The sequence below is a fragment of the Granulimonas faecalis genome, assembly GCF_022834715.1.
Lineage (GTDB): Bacteria > Actinomycetota > Coriobacteriia > Coriobacteriales > Atopobiaceae > Granulimonas > Granulimonas faecalis.
Map to the genome: position 1 here is coordinate 390,522 of NZ_BQKC01000001.1, position 19,844 is coordinate 410,365.

15 protein-coding genes and 2 pseudogenes are annotated in these 19,844 nt (G+C 67.4%); 13 read left to right on the forward strand and 4 right to left on the reverse strand.

Annotated elements, in window-relative coordinates:
• Window positions 1–36 precede the first annotated feature (36 nt).
• The 5 genes and pseudogenes from OR600_RS01780 (at window position 37) to OR600_RS01800 (ending at window position 3,865) form a co-directional block, all read left to right on the forward strand.
• A complete protein-coding gene (locus OR600_RS01780; protein ID WP_135978148.1) occupies window positions 37–222 on the forward strand; it encodes a hypothetical protein in 186 nt (61 codons plus the stop codon).
• A 34-nt stretch (window positions 223–256) separates the two neighbouring features.
• Complete coding sequence (locus OR600_RS01785) at window positions 257–823, forward strand: aldo/keto reductase (RefSeq protein WP_251173489.1); 567 nt, start codon at window positions 257–259, stop codon at window positions 821–823.
• Window positions 723–1,277 (forward strand): aldo/keto reductase, encoded by a 555-nt coding sequence (locus tag OR600_RS01790; protein WP_265590541.1) that lies wholly within the window; start codon window positions 723–725, stop codon window positions 1,275–1,277. The genes OR600_RS01785 and OR600_RS01790 overlap by 101 nt, the downstream gene beginning before the upstream one ends.
• 298 nt (window positions 1,278–1,575) lie before the next feature.
• Window positions 1,576–2,196, forward strand: coding sequence for a DedA family protein (locus tag OR600_RS01795; protein WP_265590543.1), 621 nt, complete (start codon window positions 1,576–1,578; stop codon window positions 2,194–2,196).
• Between the two features lie 541 nt (window positions 2,197–2,737).
• Window positions 2,738–3,865 (forward strand): annotated as a pseudogene (locus OR600_RS01800) (ABC transporter substrate-binding protein).
• Between the two features lie 212 nt (window positions 3,866–4,077).
• On the opposite strand, the gene OR600_RS01805 reads toward OR600_RS01800, so the two are convergent.
• Window positions 4,078–7,857: a phosphoribosylformylglycinamidine synthase gene (locus tag OR600_RS01805; protein ID WP_265590546.1), complete on the reverse strand. Its 3,780-nt coding sequence runs from the start codon at window positions 7,855–7,857 to the stop codon at window positions 4,078–4,080.
• A gap of 216 nt (window positions 7,858–8,073) precedes the next feature.
• Here OR600_RS01805 and OR600_RS01810 point away from each other — a divergent pair, with 216 nt between their 5' ends.
• Both OR600_RS01810 and OR600_RS01815 read left to right on the forward strand, forming a co-directional pair.
• Window positions 8,074–8,850, forward strand: a complete 777-nt coding sequence (locus OR600_RS01810; RefSeq protein ID WP_265590547.1) for a ZIP family metal transporter — start codon at window positions 8,074–8,076, stop codon at window positions 8,848–8,850.
• 307 nt (window positions 8,851–9,157) lie between these two features.
• Window positions 9,158–9,784, forward strand: a complete 627-nt coding sequence (locus OR600_RS01815; protein ID WP_135978142.1) for a putative ABC transporter permease — start codon at window positions 9,158–9,160, stop codon at window positions 9,782–9,784.
• A gap of 196 nt (window positions 9,785–9,980) precedes the next feature.
• Here the strand turns inward: OR600_RS01815 and OR600_RS01820 are convergent, their stop codons facing one another.
• Entirely contained in the window at window positions 9,981–10,262 is a 282-nt protein-coding gene (locus tag OR600_RS01820; RefSeq protein WP_265590548.1) for a hypothetical protein, read from the reverse strand.
• 432 nt (window positions 10,263–10,694) lie between these two features.
• Between OR600_RS01820 and OR600_RS01825 the strand changes: the two genes are divergently transcribed.
• The 4 genes from OR600_RS01825 to OR600_RS01840 all read left to right on the forward strand — a co-directional run bounded on the left by OR600_RS01825 (window position 10,695) and on the right by OR600_RS01840 (window position 15,499).
• The gene (locus OR600_RS01825; RefSeq protein ID WP_265591058.1) at window positions 10,695–12,164 is read left to right on the forward strand and encodes an ATP-binding cassette domain-containing protein; all 1,470 of its coding nucleotides are present in this window, start codon (window positions 10,695–10,697) and stop codon (window positions 12,162–12,164) included.
• A 156-nt stretch (window positions 12,165–12,320) separates the two neighbouring features.
• The gene (locus tag OR600_RS01830) at window positions 12,321–13,787 is read left to right on the forward strand and encodes a S10 family peptidase (RefSeq protein WP_265590549.1); all 1,467 of its coding nucleotides are present in this window, start codon (window positions 12,321–12,323) and stop codon (window positions 13,785–13,787) included.
• 137 nt (window positions 13,788–13,924) lie between these two features.
• Window positions 13,925–14,872, forward strand: a complete 948-nt coding sequence (locus OR600_RS01835; protein ID WP_204406841.1) for a magnesium transporter CorA family protein — start codon at window positions 13,925–13,927, stop codon at window positions 14,870–14,872.
• A 108-nt stretch (window positions 14,873–14,980) separates the two neighbouring features.
• Complete coding sequence (locus OR600_RS01840) at window positions 14,981–15,499, forward strand: pyridoxamine 5'-phosphate oxidase family protein (RefSeq protein WP_204406840.1); 519 nt, start codon at window positions 14,981–14,983, stop codon at window positions 15,497–15,499.
• Between the two features lie 17 nt (window positions 15,500–15,516).
• Here the strand turns inward: OR600_RS01840 and OR600_RS01845 are convergent.
• Both OR600_RS01845 and OR600_RS01850 read right to left on the reverse strand, forming a co-directional pair.
• Window positions 15,517–15,960, reverse strand: a pseudogene (locus tag OR600_RS01845) (alpha/beta fold hydrolase); the annotation flags it as partial.
• A gap of 269 nt (window positions 15,961–16,229) precedes the next feature.
• Window positions 16,230–16,781, reverse strand: a complete 552-nt coding sequence (locus tag OR600_RS01850; RefSeq protein ID WP_251164344.1) for a GNAT family N-acetyltransferase — start codon at window positions 16,779–16,781, stop codon at window positions 16,230–16,232.
• Between the two features lie 364 nt (window positions 16,782–17,145).
• Between OR600_RS01850 and OR600_RS01855 the strand changes: the two genes are divergently transcribed.
• A complete protein-coding gene (locus tag OR600_RS01855) occupies window positions 17,146–18,630 on the forward strand; it encodes a uracil-xanthine permease family protein (protein ID WP_135978134.1) in 1,485 nt (494 codons plus the stop codon).
• A gap of 123 nt (window positions 18,631–18,753) precedes the next feature.
• On the forward strand, window positions 18,754–19,443 hold the full coding sequence (locus OR600_RS01860) for a DNA-3-methyladenine glycosylase I (RefSeq protein WP_265590550.1): 690 nt from the start codon (window positions 18,754–18,756) through the stop codon (window positions 19,441–19,443).
• Window positions 19,444–19,844 lie beyond the last annotated feature (401 nt).

Consider the following 19,844-nt stretch of genomic DNA (forward strand, 5'->3'; position numbering starts at 1 on the left):
TCATCAATTTATCAATTTTATAGGAGTATGCAAGATGTGCCAAAAAACACAGCCATTAGTGCATTATTTCTTGGCTATTGCTGGTACTACGACGAGCTTCTGGCCGGTGCCGACGAGGCCGCCCTTCGGTCCCTCGGCGAGGAGGCCGTGCCCGAGGAGCACCGTGCCGGGTGGCGCCGCATCCACGAGGAGATGGCGGCCGGCGGCCGGGACGACGGTTGAGCCGTCGCACGCGCGAGAAAAGGGAAGGAATGCCATGGAGTACGCCAAACTCGGATGGAGCGGCATCGAGGTCTCGAAGGTCCGCCTCGGCGGCATGAGCTTCGGCGAGCCGAGCCCCCGGTTCCACCGGTGGACCCTCGGCCCCGGCGACACTCGCTCCGTGGTGGCCAGGGTCTTGGACGATGGCATCAACTTCATCGACACCGCCAACTGCCACTCCTCCGGCACGTCCGAGGAGCACATCGGCCGCGCCCTACGCGACCTCGGCGTCGACCGCTCCCGGGTGGTGCTTGCGTCCAAGGTCTACTTCAACGAGGGCAACCTCTCGGCGGCGGCCATCGAGCGCGAGGTCGACGGGACGCTCTCGCGCCTGGGCACCGACTACCTGGACCTCTACATCATCCATCGCTACGACTACGGCACCGACCCCGAGGAGACCATGGGGGCGCTCGACGCCCTGGTCCGCTCCGGCAAGGTGCGGGCCCTGGGGGGCGAGCGAGATGTACGCCTACCAGCTCCAGAACCTGCAGCACGTGGCCGACGCCCACGGCTGGACCCGCTTCACCTCCATGCAGTGCCACTACAACCTGCTCTACCGTGAGGACGAGCGCGAGCTCATCCCCGTGTGCCGGCAGTACGGCATGGCGCTCACGCCCTACAGCCCGCTGGCGTCCGCCCACCTGACGCGCCCCACCTGGGACACCCGCTCCGTGCGCAGCGAGACCGACGCCACCATGCGCGGCAAGTACGACGCCGCCAAGGCCCGGGACCTGCCCATCGTGGAGCGGGTGGCCGAGGTGGCTGCCGAGCACGACGTCCCCATGACCAGGGTGGCCCTGGCGTGGCTGTGGGCCCGCGACGTGGAGGGCCCCATCGTGGGCTGCTCCAAGCCCTCGCGGGTGGACGACGCCTGTGCCGCCCTCGCCCTCGAGCTCACGGCCGACGACATGGAGCGGCTCGAGGGGCCCTACACCGCCCACGAGCTCGTGGGGCCCCTCGCCCGTCCCGGCGAGAAGGCCCTGGCGGGCGGCGCGCTGGCGTTCGACCCCTCGTGAGGGCGGCCGGCCCCGCCGCCGTTGCCTGCGCACCCCTTCAAAACCCGATGAGAGGAACGATCATGGGCAAGTCACTCGTCGCCTTCTTCAGCTACGGCGGCCGTACCGCCGCCGTAGCCCGCCGCGTGGCCGAGGCCCACTGGGCGCCGGGGTCCGGGGGTCCGGGGGTCCGCCGTTTTCATCCATGTGGTGGGACGTGAGACAGATTGTGTTCAGGCTGTAAGGTGGCCCCTGCGGGGGTAGGATGGGTGGCCACCGTCTGCGGGCCGCCGCGCCCACTTTATAAGGAGAGCAGCCCATGGAGGCGTTCATCGACCAGTTCGGCTACCTGGCCGTCGGTGCCCTCATCCTCATCGAGAACGTGTTCCCGCCCATCCCGAGCGAGGTCATCCTGCCGCTGTCCGGCTTTCTCACCACCACAAGCCACCTCACCCTCCCCGGTGCGATCGTGGCCGCCACGGCGGGCTCGGTGCTCGGCGCGTTCATCCTCTACGGCATCGGCCGCGTCATCAGCCGCGAGCGTCTCGTGGCGTTCTTCGAGACGAGACCCATGCGCCTGCTCGGGTTCACCGGGGCCGACGTCGAGCGCGTCGTGGGGTGGTTCGAGACCCGCGGGCAGCTCTCCGTCCTGCTCTGCCGCTGCGTGCCCGGCGTGCGCAGCCTCATCTCCATCCCGGCCGGCACCGCCCGCATGGGCGTTGGACGCTTCACGCTCTACACGCTGGCGGGGTCCCTCCTGTGGAACACCGTGCTCTGCGGCCTGGGTGCGGCGGCGGGCGACGCCTGGCACAATGTGGCCGGCTCCGTGGCCTGGGCCTCCGACGTGCTCAAGCTGGCCGTCGTGGCCCTGCTCGCGGCGGGCGCCTGCTGGTGGGTCGTGCGCCGGGCGGTCCCCGCGTGGCGTGAGGACCGCGCCTAGCGGGGCTTTCCCACCTCCTCCTCGTCGCACCCCCCCCTGTCCGCGCACCTCCCCGCCGCACCTGAACACGGATAGGGGCGACCCTCTCGGCACCTGAACGCGGTTGGGGGCGGATTCTGTGCACCTGAACGCATCCGAGGGCGACTTTCGGCGTAGAACGGCGCCGAAGGTCGCCCTCATTCACGTTCAGGTGCGGAGTGTCCGTTGGTTTGTATATTCATGACGTTATATTATCGTAAGATTAATGACTCCTACCCCAGGGTACGACGCCAGGAGTGTAGGCACCCTTCGAACCTTGGGAGCATGTATGAAGACGACTCATGGGATCACCCGCCGCGCGTTCGTCGGCGGCACCGCGCTGGCCGCCGCTCTCGGCCTGGCCGCCTGCAAGTCGGAGGGGGCGTCCGACGGCGGCTCCGGCTCCGACGGCCAGTCCGACGGCACGCTCTCGCTCTCGGTGGTGGGCCTCTCGTGCATCGACCCCTACAACGTGCAGGACGACACCGACATCTCCGTGTGCCGTCAGGTCTTCGACCCGCTCATGACCTATGACTTCAAGAAGGACGAGGTCGTGCCCTGTGCCGCCGAGTCCGTCTCGGCCAACGGCGACGGCACCGTCTTCACCTTCAAGATCCGCCAGGGCGCCACGTTCCACAACGGCGACAAGGTGGACGCCGCCGCCTTCCAGCGCGGCTGAAACCGCCTCGTGAACCCCAAGACCATGGACAGCCCCAGCGCCGTGGCCGGCGCGCTCTCCGCGGTCAAGGGCTACCAGGATGTTCTCGACGGCAAGGCCGACTCCCTCTCCGGCGTCTCATGCCCCGACGAGTACACCTTCCAGGTGACCCTCGACGAGCCGTTCTTCGAGTTCCCGATGATGTGCACCCTCATGCAGGCCGCGCCGGTGCCCCAGGCGGCCCTCGACGACCCGAGCACCTTCTTCCACTCGCCCATCGGCAACGGCGCCTATAAGATCGACGGCGACTGGGTGGACGGCCAGTACGTCAACCTCGCCGCCTACGACGGCTACACCGGCGAGGAGAGGCCCAAGGTGGGCAGGCTCCACATCATAATCCAGAAGGACGTCTCCACGGGCTACCGCGAGTTCCAGGCCGGCAACGTTGACTACTGCGACGTCCCCACGGCCGAGATTTCCAACATCGAGAAGGAGTACGGCCTCTCCGAGGACGGCTACACCATCACCCCGGGCCACCAGCTCCTCATGGGCACCATGCCCGCCGTGTCGTACCTGGTGTTCAACCTCAAGGACCCGGCGCTCCAGGACGCGCACCTGCGCCAGGCCATCAACCGCAACAACATAGTGAACACGGTGCTCCAGGGCTCCGCCGCCGTGGCCGACAACCTCGTGCCGCCGGCGTGCCAGGGCTACAGGCAGGGCCAGTGGGCCTACGCGCGGTACGACCCCGACAAGGCCAAGGAGCTCGTGGCCCAGTACTACCCGGATGGCACGCCAGAGCTGTCGTTCTTCTACAACGCCGACGGTGGCCACGCCGATACGGTCCAGGCCATCGCTGTCGTGGCCGAGGATGTGCCCTACGCGCCGCTGACCTTCTCGACCCTGCGGAAGCTCGGCTCCAAGCGCATCAAGGAGGCCTACGTGGCGCCCAACCGGGCCCAGAGCGACGCCTCCTGGAAGCTCGCGGAGTAGCACCCCGTCACGCAGTGCCGTCCGTGTGACAGAGGTGCCTGGCCCATCTGTCACTTCGCATGTTGCGTGAATTATGACGGCCCCCTCCCGCGACACCATGCGGGAGGGGGCTGTCGTCCAGGCCGTGCGACACCGAGAGTTCCGGGTGGTGGGACAAAAGTGCCCGACCATTGGGACAAAAGTGTCCGGGTGGTGGGACAGGGGGGCGCCCCCTACGCGAAGTAGGCCACGCCGCCTTCGATGAGCGGCTGGAACAGGTTGCCGCCCACGTTCTTGTACAGCCCGCTGCCGGAGCGCTCCGTGTGGCCCATCTTGCCCATCACGCGGCCGTCGGGGCTGCAGATGCCCTCGATGGCCAGGAGCGAGCCGTTGGGGTTCACCGAGAGGTCCATGGACGGCCGCCCGTTGTCGTCCACGTACTGAGTGCACACCTGACCGCTCTCCACCATGGAGGCGAGCACGGCGTCGGGCGCCACAAAGCGGCCCTCGCCGTGGCTGACGGCCACCGTGTGCACGTCTCCCACCTCGCACTTCGAGAGCCACGGCGACAGGTCGGAGCACACGCGCGTGCGCACAAGGCGGCTCTGGTGCCGGCCGATGCCGTTGAACGTGAGGGTGGGGCAGTCCTTGTCCATGGGCCGGATGTCGCCAAAGGGCACGAGGCCCAGCTTCACCAAAGCCTGGAAGCCGTTGCAGATGCCCAGCATGAGGCCGTCGCGGTCCTGCAGGAGGCGCCGCACGGCCTCGGTGACCGCCGGCGAGCGGAAGAATGCCGTGATGAACTTGGCGGAGCCGTCGGGCTCGTCGCCGCCGGAGAAGCCGCCGGGGATCATGACGATCTGGCTGCGGTCGATGGCGTCGGCCAGGGCGGCGCAGCTCTCGGCCACGGCGTCCGGCGTCAGGTTGTTGACCACGAGGGTCTCGGCCACGGCGCCGGCGCGCCGGAAGGCCCGCGCGCTGTCAAACTCGCAGTTGTTGCCCGGGAACACCGGAATGACCACCCGGGGCCTGCCGGCGTCGGCGCCGATCAGCGACGGTCCGTGGTAGGTGGCGCCCACGCCGCCCGTCCAGGTGGCCTGGGGCACCTCGGGCAGGCCGGCGGCCTCCTCGGGTGCCGTGCGGTAGGGGAACACGCCCTCCAGCGGACGCTCCCAGGCCTCCTGCACGGCCGCCAGGTCCACGCACTCGTCGCCGGCGCGCAGCACGTACTCGTCCAGCGTCGTGCCGAGCAGGCCCACGGCAAGGCAGTCGGGGGCGTCCGGTACCTCGGCACCGTCGGCCAGCTCCACGATGAAGGAGCCGTAGGCGGGCGAGAAGAGCGCCTCTGCGCCGTGGCTCGCCACGAAGGTGGGGTCGAGCTCGATGCCCAGGCCGTTGCCCAGGCTCATCTTGAACAGGGTCTCGGCCGTGGCGCCGTAGCCGGGCGTGGCCACGGAGAGCGCGGCCCCGCTTCCCACGAGCTTTTCCACAAGGGCCATGGCGCACTTCTCGGCGCCGGCCTCGGGCACGAGGGGGGCGTCGTCGCGGTAGCGCGGCACGATGCCCAGCAGCCGGTGGCCGGCCCCCTTGAACTCGGGGGAGGTCACGCGGTCCACGGGACCCACGGCCGTGGCAAACGACACCAGGGTGGGGGGCACGTCCAGCTCGTCAAAGGAGCCGCTCATGGAGTCCTTGCCGCCGATGGCGCCCACCCCGAGGTCCAACTGGGCGTCCAAGGCGCCGAGCACCGAGGCCACGGGCTTGCCCCAGCGGGCGGGTTCGTCGCGCAGGCGCTCGAAGTACTCCTGGAACGTGAGGTAGGCGTCCTCGCGGTGGAAGCCGGCCGCTACAAGGCGCGCCACGCTCTCCACCACGGCCAGGTAGGCACCGGAATACTGGTCGGCCGCAGAGAGGTAGGGGTTGAAGCCCCAGGCCATGCCCGAGCACGTGGTGGTCTCGCCGTCCACGGGCAGCTTTGCCACCATGGCGCTCGGCGGCGTGAGCTGGCGCGAGCCGCCGTGGGGCATCAAAACGGTGGCGGCGCCGATGGTGGAGTCAAACCGCTCGGAGAGGCCCTTGTTGGAGGCTACGTTGAGGTCGGAGACAACGGCCGTCAGACGCTCGGCCAAAGGCAGCGCGTCGTCTGCCCAGGCCGCCGGCACGTCCCACGCCTTGGGCGCTTCCACCAGCGCGTCCTGATGCTTGGGCGCGCCGTTGGAGGCGAGGAACTCGCGCGAGAGGTCCACCACGGTGTCGCCGCGCCAGGCCATGGTGACCCGCGGCTCGGCCGTCACGGTGGCGATGGGCGTGGCCTCGAGGTTCTCGCCGCGGGCCAGCTCGATGAAGGCGTCCACGTCCTCGGGCGCCAGGGCCACGGCCATGCGCTCCTGGCTCTCGGAGATGGCGAGCTCGGTGCCGTCCAACCCCTCGTACTTCTTGGGCACGGCGTCGAGGTCGATGGCCAGGCCGTCGGCGAGCTCGCCCACGGCCACCGACACGCCGCCGGCGCCGAAGTCGTTGCAGCGCTTGATCATCCGGCAGGCCTCGGCGTTGCGGAACAGGCGCTGGAGCTTGCGCTCCACGGGGGCGTTGCCCTTCTGCACCTCGGCGCCGCAGGTCTCGATGGAGGTGGCGGTGTGCGACTTCGACGAGCCCGTGGCCCCGCCGATGCCGTCGCGGCCCGTGCGGCCGCCGAGCAGCACCACCACGTCGCCGGGGGTGGGCTCCTCGCGGCGCACGTTGGCGGCCGGTGCGGCGCCCACCACGGCGCCGATCTCCATGCGCTTGGCGGCGTAGCCGGGGTGGTAGAGCTCGGCCACCTGGCCGGTGGCCAGGCCGATCTGGTTGCCGTAGGAGGAGTAGCCCCCCGCCGCGGTGGTCACGAGCTTGCGCTGGGGGAGCTTGCCGGGCAGGGTGTCCGCCACAGGCACCGTGGGGTCGGCCGCGCCGGTGACGCGCATGGCCTGGTAGACGTAGGAGCGCCCGGAGAGCGGGTCGCGGATGGCGCCGCCGATGCAGGTGGCCGCGCCGCCGAAGGGCTCGATCTCGGTGGGGTGGTTGTGGGTCTCGTTCTTGAAGAGGTAGAGCCAGTCCTGCTCCTCGCCGTCCACGTCCACCCTCACCTTGACGGTGCAGGCGTTGATCTCGTCGGATTCGTCGAGACCCGTGAGCACGCCCTGCGCCTTGAGGGCGCGGGCGCCGATGGTGCCCATGTCCATGAGGCAGACGGGCTTGGCGTCGCGGCCCAGGCTGTGGCGGCACTTCAGGTAGCGGTCGAACGCCCTCTGCACACGGCTGTCCTCGATGGTCACGGAGTCGAGCTCGGTGCCGAAGGTGGTGTGGCGGCAGTGGTCGGACCAGTAGGTGTCGATGACCCGGATCTCGGTGATGGTGGGGTCGCGCCTCTCGCCCGAGAAATACTCGCGGCAGAAGCGCGCGTCGTCTGCGTCCATGGCCAGGCCGCGCTCGGCGATAAACTCTGCCAGCTGTGCGTCGTCCCAGGTGCGAAAGCCGTCAAGAACCTCCACTTCTTTTGGGGCCGGGAAGTCCTGGGCCAGCGTGCCAGGCTTGTCCAACCCGGCAAGGCGCGCCTCCACGGGGTTCACCACGTAGGCCTTCACGCGCTCCACGTCCTCGGGCGAGAGCTCCCCTTCGAGCGCGTACACGGTGGCCGAGCGCACGAGCGGCCGCTCTTTCTGGCTGATGAGCTGCACGCACTCGCTGGCCGACTCCGCCCGCTGGTCGAACTGGCCGGGCAGGTACTCCACGGCAAACACAGCGGCCCCGCCCGAGGGGGGCAGCTTGTCTGTGACATTGTCCGATTGCGGCTCCGAAAAGACCGTGGGCACGCAGGCGGCGAACGTCGCCTCGTCCACGCCCTCCACGTCGTAGCGGTTGAACAGGCGCAGGCCGGTGAGGCCCGCTATGCCCACGATGTCGCGCAGCTCTTGGGCAAGGGACTGCGCCTCGATGTCGAACCCGGGCTTTTTCTCTACGTAGATCCTTGAAACCATAGGTCTGAAGGCCTCTCTCTGTGCGTCCGGTCTGCACAGACCATGATAGCGTTGCCGACTTGGCGCTGCGCCCCTTCTGAAAAGGGCGGGCGCCCCGGCGCAGACAAGGGCAGACAAGGTACCAGGTTGGTTTGTCACGCCCGCGAGCCCGATGCCGGCCGCCAGTCTGGGTATGCTCCCATGGACCTGCCTCCTCCATCCGAGAAAGAAGTCCTCGTGGATCTCGCCCTTGCCCTGCTTTTGCCCCTCGCCGGTACCGTAGCCGGTTCTGCCTGCATGTTCTTTATGACCGGCACCATGAGCCCGCTTTTGCGCCGCGCCCTCACCGGGTTTGCCGCCGGCGTTATGGTGGCCGCTTCCATCTGGAGCCTCATCATCCCCGCCATGGACCAGTCGGAGGCCATGGGCAAGTTCGCCTTCGTCCCGGCGCTCGTGGGGTTCTGGGCCGGCGTGGGCTTCCTGCTCCTGCTCGACCACGTGGTGCCCCACGAGCACGCCGACGGCGAGGACGAGGGGCCCCAGAGCTCGCTGCCCAAGTCGGCCAAGCTGGCCCTGGCCGTGATCATCCACAACATCCCCGAGGGCATGGCTGTGGGCGCCCTCTGCGCCGGCTGGCTCATGGGCGGGGCGGACATCACTACCGGCGGCATGCTGGCCCTCTCGGCCGGCATCGCCATCCAGAACTTTCCCGAGGGCGCCATCGTCTCCATGCCCCTGCGCAGCGACGGCGTGAGCCGTCCCAAGGCCTTTGGCTGGGGCGTCTTCTCTGGCGTGGTGGAGCCTGTGGCGGCCCTCGCCACCATCGCTTTGGCCGAGCTCGTGACTCCGGTGCTGCCCTACCTCCTGGGCTTTGCGGCCGGCGCCATGGTGTACGTGGTGGTGGAGGAGCTCATCCCCGAGACGGCCATGGGGGAGGGCCACTCCAATTTGGGCACGCTGCTGTTTTCTGTGGGCTTCACCCTGATGATGGTGCTGGACGTGGCCCTGGGGTGACGGGGGCGCTGTCACCTGTCCCGCCCCGTGCCTCGACGCCAGCCGCCCGCACCCCGGCCCATCGCTACCCCGCGCCCCTCTCCCGCGCCTGAAAGCGGTTGAGGGCGCCCCTATCCGCTTTCAGGCGCATGTCGTGCTCGGGGCCTAGGTAAAGGCCCTGCCCCTGCTCCGGGCGTTCGTCGCATTCATCCGTGACGCTCCCGTGCCGTGCGCATGGGAGTCGCCGCGGCGGGGAACCTATCTGTACGGGCGCCCTCTCAGCCGATCCTGGGCGACGCCGCGTCGTCTGCAGGAGGGGGAGAGACCCATGGCGTCATTCAAGCGCATGTTCATGAAGTTCTTCACAAAGGACCAAGAGGGCCGCTACCACGTGCTCACGGTGGAGTGGTGGCGCACCCTGTTCGTGGTCTTCTGCGTCTTTTGCTGGGTGGGCCATTGGCTCGAGATCCCTTATTGCACCTTTATGGACCAGTTCGGCATCGTGGCCGACGACTATGCCGTGTGGGTTGAACCGTGGTTCACCCCTTACTGGGTCTACGGCATCGGCGCCGTGGCCATGACCTTGGTCATCGAGCCCTTCCGTGAGGACGTCATCACCAAGCGAAAGACCACGTGGGGCGCCGTGCTCGAGACGTTTGCCTGCACCGTGGCCGTGTCGGCCGTGCTTGAGACCGTCATCGGCCTCATCATCAACCAGCCCGACGCCGCCGGCACCTACCCCTACTGGGACAACTCGCAGCTGCCTCTCAACATCCTGGGTCAGGGCTGGCTCGTGAACGACCTCGTCATCGGCGTTATGGCCATCTTGTATCTCTGGGTCTTCTATCCCGCCATCGACGCTTGGCTGCGCTCTTTGCGCCCCTGGGTGGCCAACACCCTGTGCCTCGCTCTCATCGCCCTCATTGTCGTGGCAGCTCTTTTGGCCTACCTGTAAAAACCGCTTTGAGGCCGCATATTTTAGGGATGCGTCTGCTCCGTGGCAGACGATAATCGCGTGGTTTGCGCTTGCTTATAGGCTGCAGTCACGGCGACGGGCTTTGCAGCGGGCAATACTGCAACCGAGCACGAGGGCGGCGGCATCTATATCAACAGCAGCAAGAACTATGCCGGCAGCTCCTCCGGATGCCCGCCTAGAAGCTCGTGTAGAAGCTCCCGTCAGACCCGAACAGCGTGTTTCCGATGCGCGAGAAGAACGTGCCGTCTGAGCTTGCGATGCCCGAAGGGGTCTCGGTGAGCACCGTCCCCTTGGACGAGAACACGGTGTTGCCGCATCGGGTATAGGTGGTGCCGTCCGACGAGAATGCCATGTTGCCGGTGCTCGTGACGGTCCGGAAAGAGCCGTCGCTGCCGATGACCGAGTGCATGCCGTTTTGGCTGGAAGCGTTGCCAAAAGGATTGTCGAAGGGGGCCATGGGGGGGTCCTTTCGCCTCAATAGTCTCTGAAGAGTCATTCTCGCGCGGAGGGCCATAATCGTCAAGGGTTGAACCTTCCGATCCGGCCGGCATCCCCCTCTCCCATCTCTCTTCTGCGCCTGAAAGCGTCTGAGGGCACCCTCAGACGCTTTCAGGCGCAGGGCCGTGACAAAACAACCGGGTACCTTGTCTTTGCCGTGCTATCATGGATCCGCTGTGTTCGGCCCGGCCTTTGGCAAGCGGGGCCCCGAGAAAGGCAAGGTTCTTGAAGCTGTAGCGACGCCCACTAGGGGCACTCCACAATTTGCTGTCAAACGGCCGCCTGGCCGCTGGGTGTCGCGCTGCTCTCCTATAAACTTTCTTTGCCGTTGCGCCTTGCGCCGGGCGGCCTCCCTGTTGAGGAGACCGTCGTGCAACTTGAGCTTTCCCATGTGTCCTATACCTATCCAGATGCGCCGGCGCCGGCGCTCAACGATGTCTCGGCCGTCTTTCCTGCGGGGTGGACCGGCCTTTTAGGCGACAACGGCTGCGGCAAGACGACGCTTGCCGCTGTTGCTGCCGGACTTGTCGCACCCAGCGATGGCTCTTGCACGCGCGGGCTTTCGTCGGCCTTTTGTCCGCAGGACTCCTCGATGCGCCCTGCGGGTCTGGAGGAGTTCTGCTGCGACTGGGGCGAGGCGGCCGTCGAGGTACGGCGCCTTCTGGACGCAGACGACGCCTGGGGCTGGCGCTGGGAGGAGCTTTCCGGCGGACAGCGAAAGCGGCTGCAGGTGGCCTGTGCCCTGTGGAGGCGCCCCGACGTCCTAGTGATGGACGAGCCTACCAACGACCTCGATCTTCCCTCTCGCGAGGCGCTCGCTCGAACGCTCGCCGTCTTTAAAGGCGTTGGCATCCTCATCTCCCACGACCGCCGTCTGCTCGACGCCCTTGCCTCTCAGTGCCTCGTGTGCTCCGACGGGCGATGGGTCATGCGCCCGGGCGGCTACACGGCTGCGTCGGGCCAGGAGCGCTTGGAGCGAGTCGCGGCCGAGCGCGCCCGGGCCCGCGCGAAAGGGGAGGTGGCGCGGCTCGAGGCGGAGGCGCGACGGCGCGCGCAGGTGGCGGCATCGTCATCGGCCCGGATGAGCCGTGCGTCGGTGGATCCGGGCGACCGCGACGCCAAGGGCCGGATCGGGCTTGCGATTCTCACGGGCAAGGACGGTGTGGCAGGGCGTGCCAGCGCAACCATGGACAGGCGCCTGAAAAGGGCTAGGGGCGACTTGGCGGGCGCCCGGGTGGCCAAGCGCTACGAAGGAGGGCTGCAGGGCTTTGGCCATCGCGCCCGCACGGCGACGGTGGCCCATGTACCTGCGGGAGAGGTGCGCGCGGGGGACTTCTCGCTGACAGTGCCCGAGCTCTGGGTGGGGCCCGGCGACCGGGTGGGTGTCTCGGGGCCCAACGGCGCGGGCAAGAGCGTGTTGGTGCGTCGGCTGATGGAAGGGGTGCGCAGCGTCGGGAGCTGCCTCTATGTGCCGCAGGACGTTGACGGCTCTGTGCGTGCGGAGGCCCTTGATCGGCTGAGGTCGCTCGGCCCTGGGGAGGCCGGGGCCGCCCTGTCTCTCGTGGCGCGGCTCAACTCCCGCCCCGAGCGTCTGCTCTCCGGCGCAGACGCCAGCCCTGGCGAGACCCGCAAGCTCATGCTTGCGCTCGGCCTTTTGGACAATCCGGCGCTTCTGGTGCTGGACGAGCCCACCAACCATCTGGACGTGGCCTCCATCGAGGCGCTTCAGGGCCTGTTGGGAGTCTTTCCCGGGGCCGCGGTGACGGTCTCCCACGACGCGGCGCTGCTCGACGCCGTATCCACCGTGCGCTGGGAGGTGGTCCCCGACGGCCCCGTCCGCTCGCATCTTGTCCGCACCTAGACCACGGCCCTCCGCCCCACGGCGAACCTTAAATCAATGGACATCAATGTAAATGCTGTCGAGATGGGCCACCGGCCCCGGATCGCGCCCCTTGCGGGAATAAACCGTCCCAACATCATGCGACGACGGCTTGGTGCCGTCGGAAGGAGGAGGACCATGGCAGACGTCACTGCGGCCGAGAAGCCCGCGGACGAGGGCGCCGAGAAGGTGCCCGAGAAGGCTTCCAAGCACTACACCTGGCACGGCGAGGACGGCAAGACCATCGACTACACCGGCACCGCGGAGATGGTGGACATCTTCGACGACAAGGGGAAGGCCATGTGCCACCAGTTCTGCCTGTCCTACGTCTCCGACGACGTTGACAAGTCCGACCGCCCGGTGACCTTCCTCTGGAACGGCGGCCCCGGCGGCTCGTCGTCCATGGTGTGCATCGGCGGCATGGGTCCCGTGCGCGTGCCCACCGACGGCACCAGGCACCTGCCCAACACCTGCCCGGTGGAGGACAACCCCTACACGCTGCTGCAGGTCTCCGACCTCGTCTTCATCGACGCCCCCGGCACCGGCTACTCCCATGTGGCCGCCGGCTACGACCCCAAGAAGGTCTGGGGCGTGGACGGCGACGGCGACGCCATGGCCCGCACCGTCATCGCGTGGCTGAACGAGCACAACGCCTGGGACCGTCCGCACTATCTCTACGGCGAGTCCTACGGCACCACCCGCGCCGCCGTGGTCTACCGCCTGCTCGGCGAGCGGGGCGTGGGCGTCGACGGCGTGGTGGAGCAGTCCTCCATCCTCGACTACGCCGTGATGCTTCCGGGCAACGACGACTACTACGCCGGCATGTTCCCGGTCATGGCCGCCACCGCCCAGTCCGCCGGCGTCACCGGTCAGGGCGTCTCTCCTGAGGACTGGTTTGCCCAGGCCATGGACTTCGTGAATACCACCTACATCAACGCACTCACCATCGCCGGCAACCTGCCGCAGGACAAGATGCAGGAGATCGCCGAGAAGATGAGCGAGTTCATCGGGCTGCCGGTGGACTTCATCATGGCTCGCAAGCTGCGCATCGAGCTCTATGAATTCCGTGCCCACTTTGCCCAGGACAAGGGCCTGTCCCACGGCCGCTACGATACCCGCTTCACCGAGCAGGTCTATCAACCGGTTCAGGGCGACCTTGGCTTCTTCCAGATGGAGGACCCCTCCTACGATGCCATCCAGGTGGTCTACAACGAGGTCTACCAGAAGCTGCTGCGCGACATGGGCTTTGCCGGCTACCCCAACTACTGCGGCCTGAACATCGAGGTCAACGAGGCCTGGAACTGGAACCACGACATGCCCGGCGTGGGCACCGCCCCCATGCCCAACGTGGCCTTCGACATCGCCACGGCCCTGCGTCGCAACCCCACGAGCCACGTGATCTTCCTCGGCGGCCGCCACGACGGCGCCACTCCCTACTGGAACGTCATCCACGACATGGCAAAGATGTACCTGCCTGACGACTTGGCCAAGCAGGTCCTGTGGTACGAGTCCAGCAACGGCCACATGCTCTACGCCGACACCGAGGCCCTGAAGGCCACCACGCCGGTGCTCCAGGATTTCTACGACCTGCGCCACCAGGCGTAACCCGTCCCCATCGTCCTGTCCCGGGCGCCCCCGCCGCACCGTCGGCGGGGGTGCCCGCCTGTGCGAGGCCCGCATGGGGCGCGCGGGGTCCGGGTAGGAGCCTGCATATCCGTGAGGCACACGACGGCGGGCGTTCCATGATCTCGTTCTACAAATCCAAGGAAGGCCGGATCGAGGAGGTCTCGGGCCTGGTGCCGGGCTGCTGGGTGGAGGTGCTCGAGCCGCGCGACCAAGACCTGGCGTTTCTCACCCGCGACCTGGGCATCGTCGACGAGTTCATCCGGGAGGCCTGCGACGACGAGGAGACCTCCCACATCGACCACGACGACGACACCGGCCAGATCCTCGTGGTGGTGGACTGTCCCTTCGAGGAGACCGACGACGGGTCGGGCCGGGTGCAGTACGACACCCACCCGCTCTCCTTCATCTTCCTGCCCGAGCAGGACCACTTCGTCACGGTGTCGCTCAGGCCCAACGACATCGTGGGGGCCCTCACCCACGCCGCTTCCATGGGCATCGAGACGCACCTGCGGGTGAACCTCCTGCTCAGGGTGCTGCTCAAGGTGACCCAGCGCTATCTTGCCGACCTGCGCTCCATCAACCGCCAGATCCGCCGCAGCGAGAACACCCTGCGGCGTACCATGGACAACGACGAGCTCATCTCCATGCTGGGCCTGGAGAAGTCGCTGGTCTACTTCTCCACGTCGCTCCAGGGCCTGGAGGCCACGGTGAACCGTATCGGCACGGGTCGCACCATCCCGCTCTACGACGACGACCGCGAGCTCCTGGACGACGTGCTCATCGAGGTGCGCCAGGCCGTGGAGATGTGCGTCACCTGCACCCAGATCCTGAACAGCGTCACCGACACCTTCTCCAACGTGATGTCCAACAACCTCAACAAGACCATGCGGACCCTCACCGTGCTCACCCTGATCCTGTCGATTCCCACCGGGGTATTCGGTTTCTACGGCATGAACGTGGCGGGGTTGCCCTTCGCGGGGTCGTGGGTGTTCTCGGTGGTGCTCTCGGTGGCCGTGGCGGCCCTGGCCGTGGTGGCCCTCAGGGTTCTGCGACTCCTCAAGTGACCGGGCGCCAGGCCGGCGGCGTTTAGGTAGAATGCGCGGAACAGACCGCTCCGCCGACCCTGCGACCATGGGTTCGAGGGCCCGGCGTGCAGACGAGAGGGTGTGCCCATGAGCGTTCCCATGCGCCGCAAGCGTCAAAGGCTGTCCGACGACGAGGCCCGTTCCATCATGGCCTCCGGCGAGTACGGCGTCCTTGTCACGGGCGGCACCGCCGCCGACGGCTACCCCTACGGCGTGCCCCTGAGCTACGCCTTCGAGGCCTGCCCCGCCCCCGGCGCCCCGTGGGGCCGCATCTACTTCCACGGCGCGCCCCAGGGTCACAAGCTCGACGCCCTGGCCGAGAATCCCCGGGTCTCCTTTGTGGTGGTGGCCCACAACGAGACGGCGCCCGAGCTGCTCACCACCCTCTATCGCAGCGCCATGGCCTTCGGCGAGGCCCGGATCGCCGAGGACGACGACGAGAGGCGGGCGGGGCTCGAGGCCTTGGGCCGCAGGTACTGCCCCGGCCTCGACGCAAAGGTGGCCGCAGAGATCGAGGGGTCCCTGGCCCGCACGGCGGTGGTCGTGATGGATGTGGAGGAGCTCGTCGCCAAGGAGGCCATCGAGCTCGTGAGGGCCCGCCCCTAGGAGGCCGAGGGGAGGGCCTAGCTCCTCGCGGCAAAGGCCCCCAGGGCCTCACGGTCGTGGCGCCGCGAGAACCCGTGGCCGGCCCCGTCCAGCTCCACCAGGGTCGTGGAGCCGGTGGCCCGGGACCCGTGGACCTCGGCGGCCCGGCGGGCGTAGGACAGGTCCACGACCTTGTCGGCCGTGCCGTGGACGATGAGGACGATCCGCCCGAACGCGTGGGGGTGCAGCTCGGCCGTCCGGAGCGTTATGTACGACCCCATGGAGAACCCCACCAGTGCGGGCCGCGTCAGGCCGAGGGCGCGGCAGAGCCCCAGGAGGTCGGCCACGTGGTCGGCCATGGAGAACGCCGCGGGCTTGTCGCTCGCCCCGTGGCCGCGCACGTCGTAAGCCACCGGCCAGTGCCCGCGGGCCGCAAGATGGTCCTGTGCCCGCGGATGCGTGACAGAGGTGCCTGGCCCACCCGTCGCGTGACAGAGGTTCCTGGCCCATCTGCCACCTCTCCGGGCTGGACAGCCCCTACATCGTCTATATCAGTGAGAGCGGCACCTTTGTGGGCGCTGAGCCCACGGGCTTCTTGCTCTCCAGGGGCTACGACGAGCTGAACGCCATGCTCGAGGTCAACCGACTCCGCCCCGTTCGGGGAGTGCCTATCCAGGAGCTTTCTTGTTTTGAGAGGGCCCGGCGCTTATCGACGTCGGGCCCTTTTTTTTCGAACGGGCGGCGCCATGCCTCAACGTTTTTGGTTCTCCCACATCCTTTTGGTGAGGCAGCTCATGTGCGCCGTGCGGACGTCGCCCATGGGCTCGCGGGCAACGTCCTTCTCGGTGTGGTGGAAGACGAACCCGCACTTCTCCTGGACGCGGCGGGACCGGTCGTTGCCGTCGTAGTAGCCGCACCACAGCGTGGAGAGGCGCAGGTCGACAAAGCCGTGGCGGATAAGCATGTCGGCCGCCTCGGGAGCGAGGCCCCGGCCCCAGAACTTCCTGCCGATCCAATAGCCAAGCTCGGCCTCTCCCTCAGAAAGGGGCACGGTCCCGGCGTCGCCAAAGTGCAGGCCGATGGAGCCTGCGGGCTCGCCGGTCTCGGACAGGACCACGGCATAGGTTTCGGGCGCTGAGAGGATGTCGCGGATGACGCGGAGGCTGTCTGCCACGGACGTGTGCGGCGGCCACCCGGCGATGGGGCCCACTGCGGGGTCGCTAGCGAGGGAGAAGAGCACTGGGGCGTCCTCCTCCTGCCAAGGCCGCAGGACGATGCGAGGCGATTTCAGGGCTATCGGCATGGTTCCTCCCGAGTCGGCAGTCTCAAGGCGTCGGTGTGGTATGTGCACGCTAGTATACGCGAGTCTGAAAATAGCGTCCTATCCGCACATTGTTGCAAATAAGGGATGATGGCTACATATATAGAGGTAGATGGGGTTATGGGCAGCCTAAGGTCCTGCATTTCCGGCAACGTTGACTCGTTCAGATAGTATTCAAATTTTCTTCAATAAAATTTAGGATGTATCGTCGCCGCGCATTGTCTACATTAGTGATATACAAGAAAAAAAGTTTGCCAGTAAGACACAAAGTCATGCTGGCGGAAAGGGCGAGAACACCACTGTTTTAGCGGCTGCACACAACCGTTATGAGAGGGAGGATCATCTTATGACCCCAGCTCAGGATCTCAAAGCGTCAAAGAAAGCCCCGGCCTCCGCATCGGCGGGCGAGCCGGCGTCGCTGTTCGAGCGAGAAGGCAAGCCTTCTCCCAAGTACTTCGTCCCCTTGGCACTCCAGCATGTGATGGCCGCTATCATCGGCATCATCACCCCGGCCATGATAGTGGGCAACGCCTGCGGGCTGCCCTCCGAGGACAGCGCCATGCTCATCCAGGCGGCCATGCTCTTCTCGGGCATCGTGACGCTTCTTCAGGCCCACCCTCTCTTCGGCCGCGTGGGCTCCGGCCTGCCGGTGATCACCGGCGCCTCCTTCGCCTTCGTCCCCGTCCTCAACTCCATCGGCGCGGCCGACGGCATCGCCGCCGTCATCGGAGCCCAGTTTGTCGGCGGTTTCGTGGCCATGGCCTTTGCCCTCTTCCTCAAGCCCCTGCGCAAGCTCTTCCCGCCGGTGGTCATGGGCACCGTGGTGTTCTGCATCGGCCTGTCACTGTACTCGGTGGCCGTGGGCTACATGGCCGGCGGCAACGGCGCCGCGGACTTCGGCAGCGCCCAGAACTGGATCGTTGCCCTGGTGACCCTTGCGTTCTGCATCTTCTTCGGCAACTTCTGCAAGGGCGTGCTCAAGCTGGGGTCGCTGCTCTTCGGCCTTTTGGCCGGCTATGTGGTGGCGCTCGTGCTCGGCATGGTGGACTTCGGCGGCATCGCCGGGGCCGCCTGGGTGTCGCTGCCGCGCTTCCTGCCCTTCGGCATCGAGTTCCGCCCCGACGCCATCGTGTCGCTGGGCTCCATGTTCATCATCGCGGCCGTTGAGATGATGGGCGACTTCTCGGCCACCACCAGCGGCGCCATGGACCGCGAGCCCCGCTTCAAGGAGATCAAGGGCGGCATCCTCTGCGAGGGCTTCGCCTCCACCGTGGGAGCGCTCTTTGGCGGCCTGCCCACCTCCACCTTCGCCCAGAACGTGGGCATCACCACCAGCACCCGCGTGGTGAGCAAGCGCGTGTTCGCCTGCGCCGCCGGCATCCTCATCGTGGCCGGCCTCATGCCCAAGTTCGCCGCCGTGCTCAACACCATCCCCATGGCCGTGATCGGCGGCGCCACCCTCACGGTCTTTGGCTCCATCACCGTGACCGGTATCCGCATCCTCACCCGCGACGGGCTCTCGGCCCGCAAGGGCACCATCGCCGGCACCTCCATCGCGCTCGGCATGGGCATCTCCATGGTGTCGGGCGCCCTGGCCGGCCCCGGGATCCCCGCCTGGGTCACCAGCATCTTCGGCGGGTCGGCCATCGTGGTCACCACGCTCATGGCCATCGTGCTCAACCTGGTGCTGCCCGACCCCGACGGCGAGCGGGCCGTGGGTGCCGTGGAGGAGGACGAGATGATCGGCATCGACGGCGCGGACCTTGCGATCGACGAGCACGAGGCAGCGCTCCACGGGGCTGCCGTTCCGGCGGAGTCCAAGGCGGTGTAGGGTCTCGGCCTTTCTCTCATATCCGACCGGCGCGTCGGCGCCCGGGGTCCTCGTGGCCACGGGCGCCGACGTTTGTGTATAACTCGAATACAGGCGCCACCGGCATCGTGGAGAGGAGCCCCCATGGCACACCCGTCGTCCCGGCCCGCCGCCCGCACCGGCTGCGGCGACGGCTGCACGGGGTTCAAACCTTCGAGCCCGCGCTGCGTGCGGTGCCACGCCCGGGCGGGGGAGGGTTACGGCGCGCTCTGGGAGGACGGGCGCGGTCGCTGCGCCTGGGCCAATCCCGACAACCCCGCCTACATGGCCTACCACGACCACGAGTGGGGCGTGCCCAGTCACGACGACGGGCACCTCTTTGAGATGCTGGTGCTGGAGGCCTTTCAGGCTGGGCTGTCGTGGGAGTGCATCCTCAACAAGCGGGAGGGGTTCCGCCGGGCCTTCGACGGCTTTGACCTGGAGAAGGTCTGTGCCTACGACGAGGAGAAGGTGGAAGACCTCATGGGGGACCCCGCCATCGTGCGCAACCGGGCCAAGATCCGTGCGGCCATCAAGAACGCGCGGGTGTTCAAGGCGATCCAAGGGGAGTTCGGCTCGTTTGCGGGCTACCTCTGGGGTTGGGTGGACGGCGTGCCGGTGCGCGAGACCGGTCGCACCACATCGCCTTTGGCCGAGCGGGTCTCCCGCGACCTCAAGCGCCGCGGTATGGCGTTCGTGGGCCCGACGACGGTGTATGCGTACCTGCAGTCGGTGGGGGTGGTGCAGGGGCACGAGGACGGGTGTTGGCTGCACGGGGGAGACGGGCGCCGCTGACGGGCTGGGGCCGTGGCGGCGCTTCTAGGTGCACCAACTGGCTAGTTGGTGCACTTTTCGACCGGAGAAGGGCTTCCAGACATGCGCCAACTAGCTAGTTGGCGCATCTGGCGGCTGGCAAACGCCCCCAAACCTGCCCCAACCAGCCTCTTGGCGCCGGCCGCACCCTTGGGGGCCAGCCCGCTACTCCTCCATCGGCGAGAGGTAGACGGCCCGGCCGTCGGAGAGGATCTGGAACGGCCGGTTGTGCAGGTCATTCACCGCCTCCACGGACCTGCGGAATGGCAGCACGTCGGGGGTCTTGGCCTCGAGTGCCTCCCGCAGTTGTTCAGCAACAGTTAAGGATGCCAGTCTAATACCGGGCGCCACCGACCTCGATGCGGGCTTCGAGACAGGTCGCA

Coding starts and splice junctions, on each gene's coding strand:
- OR600_RS01840 (WP_204406840.1), top strand. CDS start 14,981: ATGAGCGTTCCCATGCGCCGCAAGCGTCAAAGGCTGTCCGACGACGAG.
- OR600_RS01795 (WP_265590543.1), top strand. CDS start 1,576: ATGGAGGCGTTCATCGACCAGTTCGGCTACCTGGCCGTCGGTGCCCTC.
- OR600_RS01820 (WP_265590548.1), bottom strand. CDS start 10,262: ATGGCCCCCTTCGACAATCCTTTTGGCAACGCTTCCAGCCAAAACGGC.
- OR600_RS01785 (WP_251173489.1), top strand. CDS start 257: ATGGAGTACGCCAAACTCGGATGGAGCGGCATCGAGGTCTCGAAGGTC.
- OR600_RS01815 (WP_135978142.1), top strand. CDS start 9,158: ATGGCGTCATTCAAGCGCATGTTCATGAAGTTCTTCACAAAGGACCAA.
- OR600_RS01855 (WP_135978134.1), top strand. CDS start 17,146: ATGACCCCAGCTCAGGATCTCAAAGCGTCAAAGAAAGCCCCGGCCTCC.
- OR600_RS01850 (WP_251164344.1), bottom strand. CDS start 16,781: ATGCCGATAGCCCTGAAATCGCCTCGCATCGTCCTGCGGCCTTGGCAG.
- OR600_RS01790 (WP_265590541.1), top strand. CDS start 723: ATGTACGCCTACCAGCTCCAGAACCTGCAGCACGTGGCCGACGCCCAC.
- OR600_RS01805 (WP_265590546.1), bottom strand. CDS start 7,857: ATGGTTTCAAGGATCTACGTAGAGAAAAAGCCCGGGTTCGACATCGAG.
- OR600_RS01860 (WP_265590550.1), top strand. CDS start 18,754: ATGGCACACCCGTCGTCCCGGCCCGCCGCCCGCACCGGCTGCGGCGAC.
- OR600_RS01830 (WP_265590549.1), top strand. CDS start 12,321: ATGGCAGACGTCACTGCGGCCGAGAAGCCCGCGGACGAGGGCGCCGAG.
- OR600_RS01835 (WP_204406841.1), top strand. CDS start 13,925: ATGATCTCGTTCTACAAATCCAAGGAAGGCCGGATCGAGGAGGTCTCG.